The 18690-nt window shown below is 59.2% G+C and carries 7 protein-coding genes; 5 read left to right on the top strand and 2 right to left on the bottom strand.

The window, feature by feature from the left end; genetic code table 11:
* The 3 genes from IFE19_RS15425 to IFE19_RS15415 all read left to right on the top strand — a co-directional run bounded on the left by IFE19_RS15425 (position 1) and on the right by IFE19_RS15415 (position 4120).
* Positions 1 to 636: a YqiJ family protein gene (locus tag IFE19_RS15425; RefSeq protein ID WP_207823816.1), complete on the top strand. Its 636-nt coding sequence runs from the start codon at positions 1 to 3 to the stop codon at positions 634 to 636.
* Positions 637 to 664: 28 nt separating this feature from the next.
* Positions 665 to 2446: a flotillin family protein gene (locus IFE19_RS15420; RefSeq protein WP_225910307.1), complete on the top strand. Its 1782-nt coding sequence runs from the start codon at positions 665 to 667 to the stop codon at positions 2444 to 2446.
* 300 nt (positions 2447 to 2746) lie between these two features.
* Positions 2747 to 4120 carry a transposase gene (locus IFE19_RS15415; protein ID WP_207823814.1) on the top strand — a complete coding sequence of 458 codons (1374 nt, stop codon included), beginning with the start codon at positions 2747 to 2749 and terminating at the stop codon, positions 4118 to 4120.
* Between the two features lie 856 nt (positions 4121 to 4976).
* On the opposite strand, the gene IFE19_RS15410 is transcribed toward IFE19_RS15415, so the two are convergent.
* Positions 4977 to 6323 carry an HlyD family type I secretion periplasmic adaptor subunit gene (locus tag IFE19_RS15410; RefSeq protein WP_207823811.1) on the bottom strand — a complete coding sequence of 449 codons (1347 nt, stop codon included), beginning with the start codon at positions 6321 to 6323 and terminating at the stop codon, positions 4977 to 4979.
* Positions 6320 to 8071, bottom strand: coding sequence for a type I secretion system permease/ATPase (locus tag IFE19_RS15405; RefSeq protein WP_207823809.1), 1752 nt, complete (start codon positions 8069 to 8071; stop codon positions 6320 to 6322). Before IFE19_RS15405 ends, IFE19_RS15410 begins: the two co-directional genes overlap by 4 nt.
* 648 nt (positions 8072 to 8719) lie before the next feature.
* On the opposite strand from IFE19_RS15405, the gene IFE19_RS15400 reads away from it, so the two are divergent.
* Entirely contained in the window at positions 8720 to 9106 is a 387-nt protein-coding gene (locus IFE19_RS15400) for a hypothetical protein (RefSeq protein ID WP_207823807.1), read from the top strand.
* Between the two features lie 27 nt (positions 9107 to 9133).
* Positions 9134 to 18241, top strand: coding sequence for a calcium-binding protein (locus IFE19_RS15395; protein ID WP_207823805.1), 9108 nt, complete (start codon positions 9134 to 9136; stop codon positions 18239 to 18241).
* The last annotated feature ends 449 nt before the right edge of the window (positions 18242 to 18690 follow it).

Below are 18690 nucleotides of genomic sequence, written 5' to 3'. Positions count from 1 at the left end.
ATGTGGGTCTTCCTTCTCTCGCCGGACAATGTGCCGTTTGTTGCGGCCCTGGTGCTGATGCTGCTGATCGGCGTGGTTGAGGCCCTGGGCCTGGGCGGCGGGCTGGCGGTGGGCGAAGGGGTCGAGGGGCTGGACGGCGACGTCAATGTCGAGACGCCGTCGCTGCTGTCCTGGATCAACGTCGGGCGGTTGCCGCTGCTGATGCTGGTCGTCGTCTTCCTGTTCGCCTTCGGCATGACGGGGCTGTTCGGCCAGAGGTTGGTCGCGGCGGTCATCGGCCAGCCGGGGCCGTGGTTCCTGGCGGCGCCGCTGGCCTTTGCGGTCGCCCTGCCGGTGACGCGCGTCTTTGGTCGGGGTGTGGCCCGGATCATGCCCCGCGACGAGACCTCGGCTGTATCGCGCGACAGTCTGGTCGGCCGTGTGGCGGTGATCGTCACGGGCGAGGCAGCGCAGGCCAGCGCCGCCCAGGCCCGCGTTCGCGACGAGCACGGCCAGGTTCACTACGTCATGGTCGAGCCCGACAACGCAGCGGACGTCTTCACGCAGGGCAGCAGCGTGCTGCTGGTTCGGCATGCGGGCGCCAAATACTTCGCCATTCACAATACCAGCGTGTCGCTGCGCGACGCGGCGGTCTGACGACTTTTACAGATTAGGGGCTGTTTAAATGAACTCGATCATCGAGATCGCCATCATTTCGGGCGTGGGGCTTGTCGCCCTGTTGATCCTGGGGCTGATCTTCGCGCGTCTGTACAAGCGTGCCTCCAAGGAGACGGCCTTTGTCCGCACCGGCTTTGGCGGCGAGAAGGTCGTCATGAACGGCGGCGCCCTGGTCCTGCCGGTCCTGCACGAGACGATTTCGGTCAATATGAACACCCTGCGTCTCGCGGTTCAGCGCTCGAACGAGCAGGCGCTGATCACCAAGGACCGGATGCGCGTCGACGTGCTGGCCGAGTTCTATGTGCGGGTTCAGCCGAGCGCTGACGCCATCGCCTCGGCGGCCCAGACCCTGGGCTTGCGCACCATGAACCCGGTGGAGCTGAAGGAGCTGGTCGAAGGCAAGTTCGTCGATGCTCTGCGTTCGGTCGCGGCCGAACTGACCATGACCGAACTGCACGAGCAGCGGACGCACTTCGTTCAGAAGGTGCAGCAGGTGTCGTCGGAAGACCTGCTGAAGAATGGTCTTGAACTCGAAACCGTCTCGCTGACGGGACTCGATCAGACGGCGATGGAGCATTTCAACCCGCTGAACGCCTTTGACGCCGAGGGTCTGACGCGGCTGACGCAGGAGATCGAGCTGCGCAAGAAGCTGCGCAACGACATCGAACAGGACACCCAGGTCCAGATCCGCACCAAGAACCTGGAGGCCCAGCGCCGCACGCTCGAAATTTCGCGCGACGAGGAATACGCCCAACTGGAGCAGGAGCGCGAGATCGCAAACCGCCGGGCCGAGCAGTCTGCCGACGTGGCGCGTCAGGAAGCCGAGAAGGCGCGCGAGGCCGAAGGTGCCAAGATTACCTCGCAGCAGCAGATCGATCAGGCCCGCATCGAGGCCGAACGTCTGGTCGCCCAGCAGCGCATCGCCATGGAGCAGGAAGTCGCCGAGCGCGAAATCTCCAAGGCCCGCGCCGTCGAGACCCAGGACATCGAGAAGGCCAAGGCCATCGAACTGTCCGAACAGGACCGCGACATCGCCGTCGCCGAGAAGTCTCGCGCTCAGTCTGAAGCCAAAGCGGAAGCTGACAAGGCTCTGGCCCTGGCCGTTCAGGCCGAGGAACAGGTCAAGACCGTGCGCGACCGCGAAGCCGCCGACCGTCAGAAGATCATCGAACTGATCGAGGCGTCCAAGGAAGCTGAACGCGACGCCATCGCCATCCGCGTCGCCGCCGAGGCCGAGAAGGTCGCCGCCGCCGACCAGGCCGAAGCCCTGCGCGAACAGGCGCGCGGTCAGGCCGACAAGACCACCATCGAAGCCGAGGCTCAGGCCCAGGCCGTGCGCGTCGCGGCTGAAGCGTCGCGCGTCCACTATGAGGTCGAGGCCGCCGGTCAGAAGGCCCTGAACGCAGCGGCCAACCTGCTGTCGCCCGAGCAGGTCGCCATGCAGATCCGCCTCAAGCTGATCGAGAACCTGGACCGGATCATCGCCGAGTCCGTCAAGCCGATGGAGAACATCGACTCTATCAAGATCGTTCAGGTCGAGGGCCTGAACGGCGGCGCCGCCTCGGCGGGCGCGGGCTCACAGGACGGCAACCTGTCGGATCAGGTTGTCAGCAGCGCCCTGCGCTATCGCGCCCAGGCGCCCCTGGTGGATCAACTGATGGCGGAAGTGGGCCTGTCGGGCGCCGATCTGAACGGGCTCACAGGGGCGTTGCGCACACCCGCTCCTCAAGCCCAGTCACCTTCGCAACCGGTAACGAACGCGAGCGGTGACGCCCCTCAGGCGGACTGACCCACGCCCAAGCGACGATCGATTAATCTTCGATCGTCGCTCCTCTCTTCAAATACCAATCCACCCTTGGCTATCAGCTCCTGATATCGAGGCCGAAGCTGCCCTGGTACAGGGTGACCCTTGTCATCTTGTGCAGGCACCAGCTTAGGCAGGACCTCCGGCATACGCGCGGTACGTCGTGTTTGTGGCGAGGTACGGATGTCCGCTGCTGGCGGATTTCGTTGAAAAAGGCGGCCTTCGGCAATTGGCATGAGGGCGCAGCGCTGATTCACTCTGGTCGTTGAGACGGGAGGTGCAGCGATGATGGGCGAGCGGCGGGTCGATCAGTCGGCCCTGTTCTACGCGTTCTCGCTGGAGCGGCATGTGCCGGCGGATCACATGCTGCGGGCGATTGATCGTTTCGTGGAACTGGACGGGCTGCGGGCGCATCTGGCGCCCTTCTATAGCGCCATCGGTCGGCCTTCGGTCGATCCAGAACTGCTGATCCGCATGCTGCTGGTCGGCTACTGCTTCGGCATCCGCTCGGAGCGGCGGCTGTGTGAGGAGGTCCACCTGAACCTGGCCTATCGCTGGTTCTGCCGGCTGGGCCTGGACGGCGACGTGCCGGACCACTCGACCTTTTCGAAGAACCGCCATGGGCGTTTCCGCGACAGCGATCTGTTGCGGGAGCTTTTCGAGACGGTGCTACGGCGCTGCATGGCCGAGGGTCTGGTCGGCGGCGAAGGCTTCGCGGTCGACGCCAGCCTGATCAAGGCCGACGCCAACCGACAGCGCTGCGTGCCCGGCGACCAAGGCTTGCCGCCCGAGGCCGCCAGCCGCGCCATCGACGAGTATCTGGCCGTGCTGGACGACGCGGCCTTCGGCGGCGCGACCCCGGTGACGCCCAAGTTCATCTCACCGGCCGATCCGGCCTCGCGCTGGACCGGCGCCAACAAGGGCCTGGCCTTCTTCGCCTACGCGACCAACTATCTGATCGATCTGGATCACGCGATCATCGTCGATGTCGAGCCGTCCACGGCGGTGCGCCAGGCCGAGGTGACGGCGGCCCGCACCATGATCGAGCGTGCGCGCGAGCATCATGATCTGTGGCCCGCCCGGCTGGCGGCGGACACCGCCTATGGCTCGGCCGAGATGCTGGACTGGCTGGTCCACGACCAGGGCATCGAGCCGCACATCCCCGTCATCGATAAGGCCCAGCGGATCGACGGGACCTTCTCGCGCAGCGACTTCGCCTATGACCACGCTCAGGACCTCTACCGCTGCCCGGCGGGCAAGACGCTGGTCCACGGTCGGCGCGTCTTCTCGACGCCCCGGACCCAAGCGCCGCCTGATGACACCCTGCGCTATCGCGCCAGTACGGCCGACTGCCGGGCCTGCGCCCTCAAGCCCCGGTGCTGCCCCAACACGCCGATGCGCAAGGTCACGCGCTCCATCCACGAAGGCGCCCGGGACTTCGCCCGCGACATCGCCAGGACCGACGCCTACGTCGTCTCCCGGCGCGAACGGAAGAAGGTCGAGATGCTGTTCGCCCACCTCAAGCGCATTCTCAAGCTGGATCGACTGCGCCTGAGAGGCCCCAACGGCGCCAAAGACGAGTTCCTCCTCGCCGCCACCGCCCAGAACCTGCGCAAACTCGCCAAACTGATCCCGCCGCCGACGCCGGCGACCGCGTGAGGCGGGAGCAAGCCGCAGCGTCCGTTACTGGCGGCGATCTCAGCAGCCGCCTTTTTCAACGAAATCGGCGCTCAGTGGAAATCCCGCGATCCCGGCAGGATGCGTACGTCGCGTGGATGCCGGTGCGGTGGATGGCGTGGCGATTGTCGCCGTCGCCGATCAGGCGGATGAGCCCCCCGAAGAACCGATGGAGTGAAGGCGCTCGCCGACGATGTCCCGCGCCGGTATGTTCAAGCCTTCTTGCTTGAGAAGAAGATAGCGCGCGCCACACGCAATAATCTCATCTCAGCCAGGACATGCCCTCAACGTCTCCATGGGGAGGTGTTGCGTACGACCTTGCCCCAATATCTTTGCTTGAAAAACGCCGATTATGAGAAATTCGGCAACGGGTTTCGGCAGGTTCGGCTGCATGCCGAATTGGCTGGCTCGGACGGAGTATCGAGGGATATGCCCTGCCAGACGACGGTTGAGCAGGTTCGCCCCTCGCCGACGCATGGGACGAGTGAATGCGAGCATGGCGGCTCGTGCCAATGCTATTGGCGCTTCTCTGCCGATGCTTGCAGCCGACCTTGGCTCAATGGCCTCCCGTGCTAGTCCATCGGCGTTTTCCCGCTCTTATCACCATGCCGAGACAGACATTTGACGAGCATCGACGCAGCACAGTATTTCGACGATCCTTCAACGCTCCTCCCTCTCTTGTGACGTCACCAAGCAGATATCTATCTAAGGTGGATCCGTGCAGTATGAAAACGTCGAATTCCCATTCGTTTCGGGATGAGAGACGTTCAGGCTAAGGTTCAGCCGACCTCCGCCGAACATTCTCTCGGCTGTTGTTTTCAAGGGCCGTTCGGCATCCTTACTGCTCTCTGCCGGATCTCCAGAGCGCAGTAAGCAGAGGCTCAAACAGGTAGGCGAGAGCAGTCCGTTTGCGTGTGAGGATCACGACTTCGACCGGCATTCCCGAGCGGATGCTTTCAGCCGCATCGCCAAGTCGGCGTAATTCTCCGGCTGGCACGACCACCTCGGTTCGATAGTAACGTCGCCCTGTTGCTTCCTCTGTGAAGCTGTCAGCCGAAAGCCGGGATACGCGGCCACGCACGATCGGTGGGTTGCGCTCACGCAGACCGGGAAACTTCACTTCGGTTTTCAGCCCGACAAGAAGGTTGTCTATGTCCGCTGGATCGACCTCGGCGACGATCACTTGGGACGCTTGGTCCGGAACGATTTCCATTATCGTCTGACCGGGCTGGATCACACCGCCTTTAGTAAAGACCGTTAGGCCGACCACTTGGCCGGCGACGGGGCTTCGCACCTCGGTCCGGCCAATCTGAGCTTGCAGTTCATGCAGCCGCGGCTGCAACTCATTGAGCTGGATTTCGGTTTGTCGCAGTTGTTCGGCGACATCCTCGTTGAGCGTAGTGGAAACGCCCAGCATCTGCAGCCTGGTCTGGCCGATCTGCTCCTCGGTACCAGCGACCTGGGCCCGCATCGCTCCTAGAGAACCTCGCAGGTTTGCGGCGGTGCGCTCCAACGCCCGCACCCGGGTTTGAGGGGCGTAGCCCTGGGCCGCGAGCGAGCGGATGCCTTCTAACTCCTCCACAATCAAAGCCTGCTCTTCGACATTGGCCTCGATCTGGCGTTCGTATCCTTCCTTCTGGTCCTCGAGTTGGCTGATGCGTTGGGTGAGGACGCCAACTTCGGTGCTCCGCCCAGCGCCGCGCGCGGAGAACTGAAGGCGCTGCAACCTCATGGCCTCGTCCGCGATCCGACGGTCTTCGGCGGACATGTGAAGGAATTCCGGCGGGATTGGCAGGTCGGAAAGGCGATCTCTTTCGGCGATGAGACGGGAGCGTATGGCCAACAGGGCGAAGACCTGACCTGCGGCGCCTCTCTCGCTGGCTCGTAGTTCGCCAGCGCTCAGGGAAAGAAGAACTTGGCCAGCCTGCACCCGATCGCCTTCCGCCACGTCGAGCGTGCTGACGACACCACCTTCCTTATGTTGCACCGCTTGGCGATTGCCGGTCACCGCCACCTGTCCTGTGGCAAAGGCGCCGGCATCAAGCGGTGCGAAAGCCGCCCATCCGAGAAAGAAAATGAAAAATATGAACAAGGCGACGCCGCCGATGACTGCATCGCGGCGTGGCGAATCCGTTTCCGCCTCTGAATTTCCATCCAGGACGTCGGGAGTTTGAATATTGATCATTGCGTCAGCCCTCCCGCTGCGACAAGCGGACGTCCCGCAGGGGCGCCACGCATGCGCGCAAGGATGTCCTCTCGGGGGCCCTCCATCTGGATGACTCCGTCACGCATCACCACGAGCCGGTCGACCCGTGCCAGGACGCCAGCGCGATGCGCCACGATCACGACCGCGGCGCCGCGCCGGCACGCCTCGGTCACGGCAACCATCAAGGCCGCTTCTCCATCCTGGTCGAGGTTGGAATTGGGCTCATCCAGAATGAGGAGTGCCGGCGAGCCATAGAGCGCGCGCGCCAAAGCGATACGCTGAGCCTGTCCGGCTGAAACGCCCGACCCATAAGGCCCAAGGATAGTATCGTACCCTTGGGGAAAGCTCTGGATCAGGTCGTGGGCGCCGGCGGCTTTGGCGGCGGCTACGGCGGCGCGATCTACTTCGGATGAAATCGTGCCAGCTTCCCTTGAGAACCGCGAGATATTGTCCTTGATCGAACCTGCGAAGAGACTCGGCGCCTGAGGCAGATAGCCAATGTGTCGCGCTCGCTCGTCATCATCCCGGGCGTTGTATTCAGCCCCGTCGAGGCGGATCACGCCGAGTGTCGGCGTCAGCGCCCCCGCGATGACGCGCGCCAGGGTCGTTTTGCCTGATCCGCTCGCACCGATCACGCCGAGCGTCTGACCTGGCTCGATAGTCAGGTTCACGCTCTTGAGCTGGGCGCCTTCGCTACCTGCTAGCCGGACGGAGACGTTCTCGAGACGCACCTTCCCGGCCGGATCCGGAAGCGTTGTGCGGACCACGTCATGATCGGCAGACTGGACGAAGAGCTCCGTCAGGGCCTTCCAGCTGGCGCGCGCCTGGACAAGGCTGGGCCAGACTCCAACGAGAAGTTCGACCGGCGCCACGGCCCGACTCAGGAGAACTGAAGAGGCGATGATCGAGCCGGGCGATATCTGACCACGGACGACCAGGAAGGCCGCTGTGCCAAGGGCGGCCGATTGAAGCAGTAAGCGGACGAACTTGATGGCGCCGGAATATTTCCCGCCGGTTAGCTGGGCGTCAGCCTGCTGGCGGGTTGCGGATTGGCGCTGCTGCAATTGCCGGGCGACGCTTGCGTCGCGCATGCCGAGTGCGCGCACGACCTCGGCCTGCTCCGCTACGGCGGCCTGGGCCGCATAGGCGGCATTGTTGGATTGCATGGATTTGGCGAGCTGCGGGCGGCTGTCGCGTTCGTTGAGCCAGGCTAGAACAATCAGCAAGACGCCCCCGATCAGGGTCAGGATGCCGAGCGCAGGGTGCAGAAGGAAGCAACAGGCAAGATAGAGCGGGGTCCAGGGAGCGTCGAATAGAGCGAGCGCTCCCTGTCCAGCTACGGCGGCGCGGACATTGTCGAACTCGCGCATCGCCTGGGTGTTCGGCCCGCGCGATTGGATGTCGATCACCCTCGTAAGTATCGGTCCGGACAACAGTCGATCAAGGCGCAGGCCGGCTCGTATGAGCATGCGGCCTCGCAACCAATCGAGCAGGGCCAGGGTCCCGAGCGCCAGCACCGCCGCAGCGCTGACAAGCGCCAGAGTCATCAGCCCGCCGGTAGGAACAACCCGATCATAGACCTGCATCATGTAGATCGTAGGTGTCAGGTAGAGGATGTTGACGGCGGCGCTGAACCCCCCCGCCCAGAGGAAATGCGTGCGGCACGAGCGCAAGGCTTCAGCAAGAGGTTTGGCACCGGGTTGATCCGGAAGCAGACGATTTAACAAAAGGTCGGGCCCGCATCTGAAGGTGCGCGCCGCATATCGGCGGCGTTCGTGGCGACGATAGTCCGGCTAAGCTACAGTCACAACTAGAGGTGCGCGACTCCATTTGTCGTGCGACTGACTGAGGTCGGCCGATTTCAAGCCACATTGAGGCAGTCGAACTCTCTGACTGCGGAGGAGAGAGGTAACTGTCATGATTTTTAAGGAAATAATGCTCGAGGAAGAGTCGCGCTCGCGCGTAGTGCGCCGATAAAAGAGAAATCATCGTTTTACAACTTTGCGTTCTCGTGGTTGCCTGAGAGGCGCGTGAGTATCAAGGGGCGGGCGATCTGGATGATGCGGGTTCCTGTTGGCGTGATGCCATAGGATTCCGAGGTGCGCGATGAACGTCTTTCGAACCGTCGGATTGATAGGCGTCGCCAGCGTCCGTCTTGCGAGAGTGCGCGTCGTGCTCAACCAACGAACCTGTGTTTGAGTGAGGGACGTGATGATAGTTAGTGATGTTGAAATCATCGCGAAATGGGTTGAGGGGAGTGGTGCGCACAGCGTCCATAATGGAGCCCTCGATGCATCGCCTTTGGCGTCTGCGTGCGTGGCTAACAGCGACCTTGGTCGTCATTTGTCAGCGACCGAATTCACCGAGCGAAGAATATGAAACTATCTCAGGCGGTCGCCATCGCATGTCTTTCGGTCTCTGGCAGCGCGGGATGCGGAGAGGCGGAGGAAACGCGTTCGCCGCAGTTCTGGCCGATTTCGGACGCCGTTCGCGGGGCTACCGAGGATGAAGTTACCCGCCTCCTGATTGACGGCAACCTTCGGGAACTCGAGGGCGCGGTGGATGCACGGCGACCAGTCTTTTATCCGACGGGGCGGTATGTCCAAGTCGGCTATGCAACAGTCGAGGGGCATTACACTGTGGACGGCAATGTATTTTGCATGTCGGTCGAAAAAGATGATCCCGATGCATATTGTCGGGCCATCAACATCACTAAAACGGGACCTATCGTCGTTGATGTAGCGAGCGCGTTGGCTAAATAATTACCCAGATCTACTTAGGATGGTGCGATGTCTCTGCAAACCGTGTTGAATGCCGTGCGTTTCTATGGGCCGGGCAGCACTTGGGCGCTTCACTCAGGCGCGCCAATCTCCGAGTTCGACAACCTCGAAGATGTCGATGCGATCTGGGACGCGATCACCACCCTCTACAACGGCTCGTCTATAGCGCGATCAATGCTAGAAAGTTGGGTCCAGGGCGGGGGACTTCTTAGGTTTGGGGAAAGTGCTGACAAGCCGGGGCAGATGAGCCCCCACTCCGCAGATCGGTACATCGCCCTCAATCTCGATCTGATCGCAACGGTGAGGGGGATCAACAAAAATGGGGACGTGTTCGCAGACGACCTCAGCTTGGTGATTATGCACGAGATTGTCCACATGGTCGGATGGGGCAACACCCTGTGGTTAGATCCAAGTCACAACAATAATCCGCTGGATGACAATACTCCAGGTCTTTTCGGCCCAGAAGCCCACGACTTCGACTATATGGGACAAACGGTCCGAGTTACCAACGCTGTCGCTGTTCAGCTAGGGATGGCAGATAAGCAGCGAGTTTCCTACCACGCAGCGACCCTCGGCAGCGATACCCGTATCGAGTCTGTCGGCTACTCCTACACTTCCGGCGAGACGATCGACATCGCGATCGTGGGAACGTCATCGCCTGACGAAATAGATACCAGCAACCGTCATGGCGAGAATGCCTCACGCGATCTTCTGATCGGTGGTGAAGGAGCCGATACGATCAAGGCGGGCGACCTCGACGATTTTCTGTACGGCGGGGACGGCGACGACCAACTGTCCGGAGGGAAAGGCGCAGACTTTCTCTTCGGTGATGAGGGTACTGACGTAGCTCGCTACGACGATTCAGAAGAAGGCGTGACCGTCAACCTCGTGACAGGGGAAGGGAAGTTCGGTGATGCCCAAGGCGACCTTCTTTACAGCATTGAACGTGTCTACGGTTCACAGCATCAAGATAAGTTCATTGGCAGTACAGGTGACAATGCTTTTTGGGGGCAGGACGGAGACGACATTTTCATCGGTGGAAGCGGTACCGATACATTCTACGGCGGCGATGGGGAAGACTTTGCCTACTACTCCTATCTCAGCGGCACGAATTTTCTGGGCCTTTCCTTCTTCAACACCCCCTCGCCAGGGTTTGTGATCTCCAACAGCAGCACGAACGATACTGATTTTCTTTTTGATGTCGAAGGCGTGGAACTCTCCGAGGGTGCGGACACGCTAGTCCTAGCCGGTGCCGTTCTCGGGACCGGAGAAAGCCTTACCATCGATGCAAAGAACGATGGCGTGGGACCAAAGGATACGCTCGATCTGAGGAGCTTGGGCGATGGCGTAGACCTACTAAATGGTCTCCTCGTCGGCTCTGAAATTCGGTTCAAGAACTTCGAGATCATCAGGCTTGGGGATGGGGACGACGACGTCATCCATGACGTGAAAAACGCAGAGATCCATCTCGGCGGCGGAGACGACCTCCTTCATTCCGCGGCAGCCGGCTCGACCGTCTACGGTGGTACAGGCGCCGACTTCATCACGGGCGGCAGCGGTAACCAGACGCTCGTTGGCGGTGACGATGGCGAGGTCGATACTCTTACGGGGGGCGATGGTGCGGACCTCTTTATCGTCGGCCACGGAGATATCATTACTGACGCCACCAAGATCGACAGACTTGCGACGTCTAAGGACACCTATATTTCAGGCAGGGCTACGCGTGACGAAGGGAGCGACGGCCCCTATGAGGGGGCTGGCGGAAGAACCTTCGAATTGCAGGGCGACACCCTGATCATTACCTCAGGCACCCGCAAATTCACGGTACAAAACTTCGAGGATGGCGACCTCGGCATCACGTTGCGCGAGCGTAAAAAGCCGGAGGGCCCGCCGCCGACCGGTCCAGGTGGAGGATCTCCTCTTGATGAGGCGGGCCGCTATGGGGACCCTCTTGTGCTCGATCTGGATGGGGACGGGATAGAACTCATCGCGTTGGAGAACTCGGGGGCCTATTTCGATGTTGACCGCGCGGGCATGGCCGAGTGGACGGCTTGGGTCTCCAGTGATGACGGCATTCTTGCTCTTGATCGCAATGGCAATGGGCGCGTTGATGGAGCCAACGAGTTGTTTGGCTATAACCAGACTGTCCCGGCCGAAGGGTTAGAGAGTATTGAGGGGCAGAGCGGATTCGCCGAACTCGCTCTTCATGACGACAATGGAGACGGCCGTATTGATGCTTCAGATGCTGTATATTCTGAACTTCGCGTCTGGCGTGATTTCAATGGTGACGGCCAAAGCTCCGAGGGCGAGTTTTTCGGGCTCGCTGAGATTGGAATAGCCAATATTTCGGTCACTGGAGAGGGGGTAGACGAGGTCCTCGCTGGAAACCGTATTACAGATCGAGGCACATTTACCTGGACGAGCGGCGAAGTCGGCACCGTAGCCGATGTCTGGTTCCGGTATGATCCATCCGCGACCCGTCCACTGGAAGAGGTGGCGGTGCCTGAAGATATTCAGATTTTGCCCAATCTGTCTGGGTCAGGTCGGGTACTTGATCTGCATTCGTCTTCCGCACTGAATCCAAAGCTGGCGGCTTTGCTGGCGGAACTCGCCTCCCTGCCGCCTGAGCGTTTGGGAGAGGTGATGCCGCGTGTTCAGGCCATTGCATTTGAATGGCTCGGCGCCGCCGACGTGAAAGTGGACAGTCGAGGGCAGTACGTCGACGCTCGCATCCTAAAGGCCCTAGAAAACTATTATGGCCAAGACTTCCTTCAGGGGGGCAATCGCACTAGCCCTGCCCCTATGGCCGGGGGGCTGCTGGCCGACGCATGGGCCGGCATGATGAAGGAAATGGGGCTGAAGCTCCTCGCCCAGACGTCGACGGGGCAGGCCCTGTTGCCGGACCTACTCTTGCTGGCGGGGACCTCGCTGTCAGTATCCCCGGAGTCTAACCTGGCTTCCTGGATATCGTCCCTCGAAGCGAAGGCGCCGCAGGCTGAAGGTGAAAAATACGCCTACTGGCTAACGGCTGCGCAGTTTCTTGACCATCTGAAACCAGCGCTTGGAATCGATCCCGCGACGCTTTCCGTCGCGCTGGACGGCGCCTTCGGGCGCCAAGAGCTTGGCGTCCTCTACTCGACCCTCTTTAGCTACGATGGGGCCGAAATTCGAGAACTCCTTCTGATTGGAGGCGCGGGGAGCGATACTCTGGTGGGCCGCCAGTCCAACCCAAGCTCTAATGGCGTTGATGTTCTTTTTGGTGGCGCAGGAAACGATCTCCTGGAAGGCAAGGCGGGCCGAGATGTCTACTTGTTTACGCGTTCTAGCGGTTCGGACGTCGTGGTTGATCGTGGGTCCGGTGCTACCGAAACTAACAACAATTTTGTCCAACCTAACACTGAGGCCAGCATATTTGTCTTCCTCGATGACGTAAGGGCTGGGGATCTTGCTTTTTCAAAGGTAGGAAGCAGCGATCTTCGCGTCCGAGTGATCGATCCGAACGGTTCGGGTAGCAATATCATCTTGAGAGACTATTTCCTCAATCCCCAGTCTGGGCTTGCAGAAATTCGTTTCTCTGACGGGTCATTGATGACGGCCAAAGATATTATCGGACGCCTCACGCCGACGACGGGTCGTGACTTCCTGATTGCTAACGATAGTCCCGCCGGCATCGATGGTCTTGGCGGAAACGATGAGATCTGGGGGGATGGCGCCGGCCACGCCTATCAGTTTGGCGTCGGGTCAGGTCAGGATCGCATTCAGGATACTGGCGGTATGGACACCGTCATATTCAAGTCCGGTGTGACACCGGATGCCCTGCGGCTTAGTCGTGAAGGGGCAGATTTGATTGTTCGCCTCACGGGGACAAGCGACAAGCTCAGCATCAAAAATTTCTTCAACGATGGACGTATTGAGACGTTCAAATTCGCCGATGGGGTCGTTTTGGATTCTGCCGGGATTGACGCGCTGTTGCGGCGTGCATCGGCTGGCGATGACGCTTTGTCGGGAACAGAGCTTGACGATATTTTGGATGGCGGCGCCGGAAATGATCGCCTCATGGGCGAAGAGGGCGACGATACTTATGTGTTTGCCAGGGGGTACGGGAAAGACGTTGTCGTAGAGAGTTCCGGTGTTGACGTTGTTCGGTTTGGGGAAGGTGTCAGCGTTGACGATCTTCATGTGAGTGTCGGCGGTTGGAGCGGGCAAGACCTAATTATACAAATCAAGGGCACATCAGATACGCTGACCGTCCATGGTCATTTCTCTAGCGTTAATGCCCGCGTCGAAAAATTCGTATTCTCTGACGGGACGGAGCTCGGAGCGCTGCAGTTCGAGGGTCTAATTGTTCCAGCTGGAGGAACACCCGGGGATGATATTCTGTACGGGACGAACGGAAACGACAGGTTGGATGGCGGCGCCGGCGCGGACGTTCTTGAAGGCGGAGCTGGCGACGACGTCTATGTTTTCGGTATAGGCTCAGGGAAGGACATTGTTAGCGACCTGGGCGGCCAGGATACGATTGAGTTTGGCGCAGGGGTGTCCCTTGCCGATGTTGAGTGGATAGCGGACGGCAGTCCCTCGCTGCGGGTGAGGTTGAGCGCGACGGGAGATGAACTGCAGATCTACGAAGCGTTTACAGCTGAGCGAAATTTTCAATATTCAAGTCGTGTGGAAAGCTACAAATTTGCTGATGGATTGGTATTAACTCAGGATCAAATTCTCAATTCATTGTTGGTTGGCACATCTGGTGATGATGTTCGATATGGCGTTGGGTTTGTCCGACGGGAATTTGATCTTGGGAGCGGCAACGACAAGTTCTACGCTGCGCGGGATAACATCTATGGGTTTGGTGTTGGATCAGGAAATGACGTCTTAGTCGGAGCCGAGACCGTTCAGTTCAAGGGGGCGATTTCCAAATCCGATCTTTCCTACGTCCGTGACGGATCTGATCTAGTAATTTCTATAGCCAATACGTCAGATTCGCTAACATTTGAGGGGTATTTCAACCACTGGTCCGGCGCTTCGCCCCTCGTGCTGAAGTTCGCCGATGGATCGTCCGTTGATGACAGGTTCGTTGTTTCCGCTGTTCTTGAACAGGCTGGAACAGATGGTGCGGATTTTATCTCTTCAATAGGTTATGGACATAATGATCTGCGCGGCGGTCTAGGTAACGACGTCCTCGTTGCCGCGCGAGGAGAGTCGGTGGCCGTCCAGTTCGCTAGTGGCGATGGCCATGACACTGTGCGCGATTTCTATGGCGATGGGCGGACCATTGAGTTCGGTCAAGGCGTTATGGCTGCGGCGACTAGTGTTATGGTTGAAGGTCGGAATATCGTCTTCGTTCATGGGGCTGATCGTATAGTCCTGGAAGACTTCTTTGGATCGATTTCTAATTCTTGGGGTCAAAGGCCGTATTATAGATCCTTTGACGGTGTCAGTTTTGCAGAGGGCGGGACGTGGACTTGGGACTATATTTCCCAGAAACTTCGCGTAGCGCCTGAGACTGGCGGAATCGTTGTTGGGGGTGGGGGCGCCGACGTGCTTTCTGGCGCCTCGGGCGACGACGTTGTCTTTGGCGGCGCTGGCTCGGACACGCTGTCTGGTGGTGGTGGGCGCGACGTATTGTCAGGTGGGAGTGGAAGCGACACCTATTTGTTTGGCCGCGGCGATGGTGTCGTTGTCGTTGAAGAAGATTGGACGAGAGACGCGGATACGATCCGCTTCGGTGACGGGCTCGGTATTGCTGATTTCAGCATGGAACTGGTTTGGGCCCGAAAGGTACGGTTCGCGCTGAATGGCTCCGAGGATGTCCTTGAGGTGGAGGATATTTCTCAAGTCGAGAACTTTGTGTTCGGTGATCGTTCGTATTCATCGTCCGAAATTGCGAGCCTGATTTTAGCGTCTCAGTTGACGTCAGGGGACGATATCGTTGATTTACCTAACGTCGATGTCGTCGTAAATTCTAGTTCCGGTAACGATGAGTTCCGTGGCGGCTCCCTAGTTGTGGCGCGCTTTGAGGGTGAATTCGGCGATGATATGATATCCTCTTCTGGGGGTGATTATCATATTTATCTTGATGATCTTAACCCATCACATGTAGCGGTGCGTCAGGAGCTGTCGAGCGACGGTACCGTAAGTCTGATTATTTCTAGTAATTTCGGATCGCTGACACTTGCGAACTGGGGTGATAGTTCTGATTGGGGTTATTCTTATGAGGCGGATAGGGTACAGGTAACTTTTGCTGACGGCATTGTTTGGGGCAAGGATGATCTCAACGCGCGAGCGATGGAATCTGGAGGTACGTCCGGCAATGACTTCCTGGGAGGCGATGCGTTTGACAACAGCTTTGATCCCGGGGCCGGTGATGACCTTATTTATGGTCAAGGCGGGAATGACACAGTCGTCTTTGGTCGAGGGTACGGGGTAGATAAATTTGTAGAGGGGAACGGCATTCAGTCGCTTGTTGTTTCCATCCAGGATGGTCTGGAGCTCGATGATCTGCTGTTCCGGCGGCAATTTGTTGAGGGCGAGGATAAGGTAATTTATCAAGTCATGATCAAAGGGACGCGGGACAGGATCGATATTGATCTTGGTGCCTTCGATCTGAAATTCGATATCGGGGGCGTTGTTTACACGGCCATTTCGCTTTCTGATCGTTTTCTCGAGAGTTCGTCTGGGAACGATGTCATTGTCGGTGCCGGCTACAACGATGAGAACCTGGTCGGCGGCCTCGGCGACGATGTGCTTGCTGGGGAGTTTGGCGAGGATAATTACGTCTTCGGTGCCGACTTCGGGAACGATGTGGTCATCGAGCGGGGGGGCAGAGCGGGGATTGATCTCGCTCCTGAGTTCGAAATGGATACCGTCCGCTTTGAGCACCATCTCCGTTCGGATGTCACATTCCTGCGGGTCAATCATGGGGACGATCTGCTAGTCACAACAAGCGACGGCAGCAGTGTCCTTGTTCGTGGATTCTACGTATCGCTCACCGAGGACGGCGAGCCTCCGCTATATGGCGTAGACAGGTTTGTGTTTGCCGACGGGGCTGTGCTGCTGAGGGAGGCCCTTAGCGATGTTGTCCGAGACACCAGCGGTGATGATGAGGTTGGTACTGATGACGGCGGCGGCGTCCTGGAGGGCGGAGTTGGAGACGACCTGCTTTCCGGTGGGGCGGGCAATGATGTCTATCGTGTCAACCTTGGTGATGGGAATGACGTCATTTCCGATGCAGGAGGCTTCGACGTTGTTGAGTTCGGCGCACGGATTTTGCCGAACAACGTCATCTTAGAGAGAGGCCCGGACGACCCAGAAGATATCATCGTGCAGGTGGAGGGAGAGGGCGGGCTTGTCCTTACCATTCGCCGGCAGTTTGCTGGCGATGGCATTGAGGAGCTTCGCTTCGCTGACGGAACCGTCTGGACCTGGGAACAGATGGAAGACAGGATCCTTGAGGACGAGGCGGAGCGCGATGCTGCCGACGAACCTATGACGGGTTCAGAAGCTGACGACTGGCTCATGGGGGATGAAGGCGATCAAGTCTTTGTTGAATCCGGCGGTCATGACTGGCTGGATGGTCGAGCTGGCTCGGATCTCATTATTCTTGCAGGCGGGTCGGCGGACTATGAGTTTCGTCGTATGGCGGATGGCGGCGTAGTCATTCGGAACCTTGTCACGTCAGGCACAATGACCGTGTCTGATATTGAGAAGGTTCAATTTTCGGGCGCCAGCGATGTCTACAATCTTCACGACCTCGTTGCCGACTACGGCTCGAACCTGTCGGACGCCTGGTTGGAAGGCACTGCCAGGAATGATTTCCTCTACGGCCTTGCTGGCAACGACAGCCTTGGTGGGGGCGCTGGGGATGACTTCATCGATGGAGGGGAGGGGACAGATGTCGCCGTCTACTCGGGAAGTTCCGGTGACTATACCGCCACTCGTAATTCTGATGGCTCCGTAACCGTTGCATCGGTCAGCGGATCGGAAGGGGTCGACACGCTGGTCAACGTAGAGGCGCTCTACTTTAATGGCGAACAGAGGCTCGTCAGTCTCTCTGAGCTTGTTGGGCTATTTGGAACCGAGGCTGACGACGCCAGCCTCGTGGGGGGCGGCGGCAATGATCGAATTTACGGCCTTGCGGGCGATGATGTCATGGTTGGCCGCGCTGGAAATGATGTTCTTGATGGCGGGGCAGGATTTGATCAGGCGAACTACGCCGGGAACATCGAGAATTTTGTGTTCGCGCGTCGGTCAGACGGTGCGGTGATCGTGACGGACAGTACTGGCGCCGAAGGTGTCGATACGCTCTTCAGCGTTGAAGCTGCCTATTTTTCGGGCAGCCAGGCGTGGCGTAACATGTCCTCCCTCGTTGCTGCGTATGGAACCGAGGGGGCTGACGCTTGGCTTACAGGCACTGGCGGGGCTGACTCGATCTTCGGCTTGGCGGGCAATGACACTTTGGTTAGCAGCGCTGGCGATGACCTTCTGGATGGCGGACTGGGTACAGATCAGGCGAACTATCAGGGCAATCTCAGCGATTTTACCTTCGTTCGACGTTCAGACGGGGCTGTGATCGTCACAGATACGACCGGTGTTGAGGGAACCGATACGCTGGTTGACATGGAGGCCGTGTACTTCTCGGGAAGCCAGCAATGGCGCGCTCTGTCATCGCTGGTGGGCGATTACGGGACCGGCGGGGCCGATGCATGGATCGGGGGGACATCCAACTCGGACCATCTCTACGGGTTGGGGGGAGATGATACGCTGATTGGCAGAGGTGGTGATGATTTCCTCTATGGCGGCGAGGGCTATGATCAAGCCAACTATTATGGCCTGTCCTCGAATTTCAGTTTCTCGCTGAACGAAGATGGTTCAATCCGGATTTCTGATTTGGCGGGTGGCGAGGGGGTAGATACCCTGATGGGTGTGGAGGCTCTGTATTTTGTCGAAGACGAAATCTGGATGACGGTTGAGGATGCGCTGGCGCTTTCAAATCCTAGCGGCAGCGTTGCCAATATGATGTTCGGGAATCCAGAGGCGGTATCCGCAATGGATGGTTTCCAAGTGCCGACTTCAATTGATCGTCTAGAAGCGCCGTGGAGTGATTATTTGTTAGCCTAGGGTGATTTTGTAAGAATGATCGTTTGAATTAGGCTACCGCTCGTCAGCTCTGAGGCTGGCGAGCGGACTCGTACGAAGCAGATTTATTTTCTGTGCCGTTAATCTATGAGCTCGACGCCTAAGTCCGTATGTCCTTTCACTCGTCCGGTCTGGCGCTGGGTGCTGCAGCCTTCAGCAGCGTCGAGGAGAAAGGGATGGGCACGGTCTTTGTCGGACTCGATGTTCACAAGTTGAGCATCAGCTTCACGACCACGGAGGACGGCCCGCGATGTGACGCCTAGGTGTGGCGAATGTAATGTCTCAGTTGTGCGTCGCGACTAGGCGGGAATATCCATCGTGCCGATGATGCTATGGTGAGCGGTGCGGGCTCCCGCACCCAAACATCAAAAGCCCCGCTGCCACTCGCCGCGGGGCTTTTTGTCGTCTGCCGCTCCACCCAGCGCCTGCTG

This window comes from Brevundimonas pondensis, assembly GCF_017487345.1.
In the GTDB taxonomy this organism is placed as follows: Bacteria; Pseudomonadota; Alphaproteobacteria; order Caulobacterales; family Caulobacteraceae; genus Brevundimonas; species Brevundimonas pondensis.
This window is presented reverse-complemented; position numbering and strand designations above follow the sequence as displayed.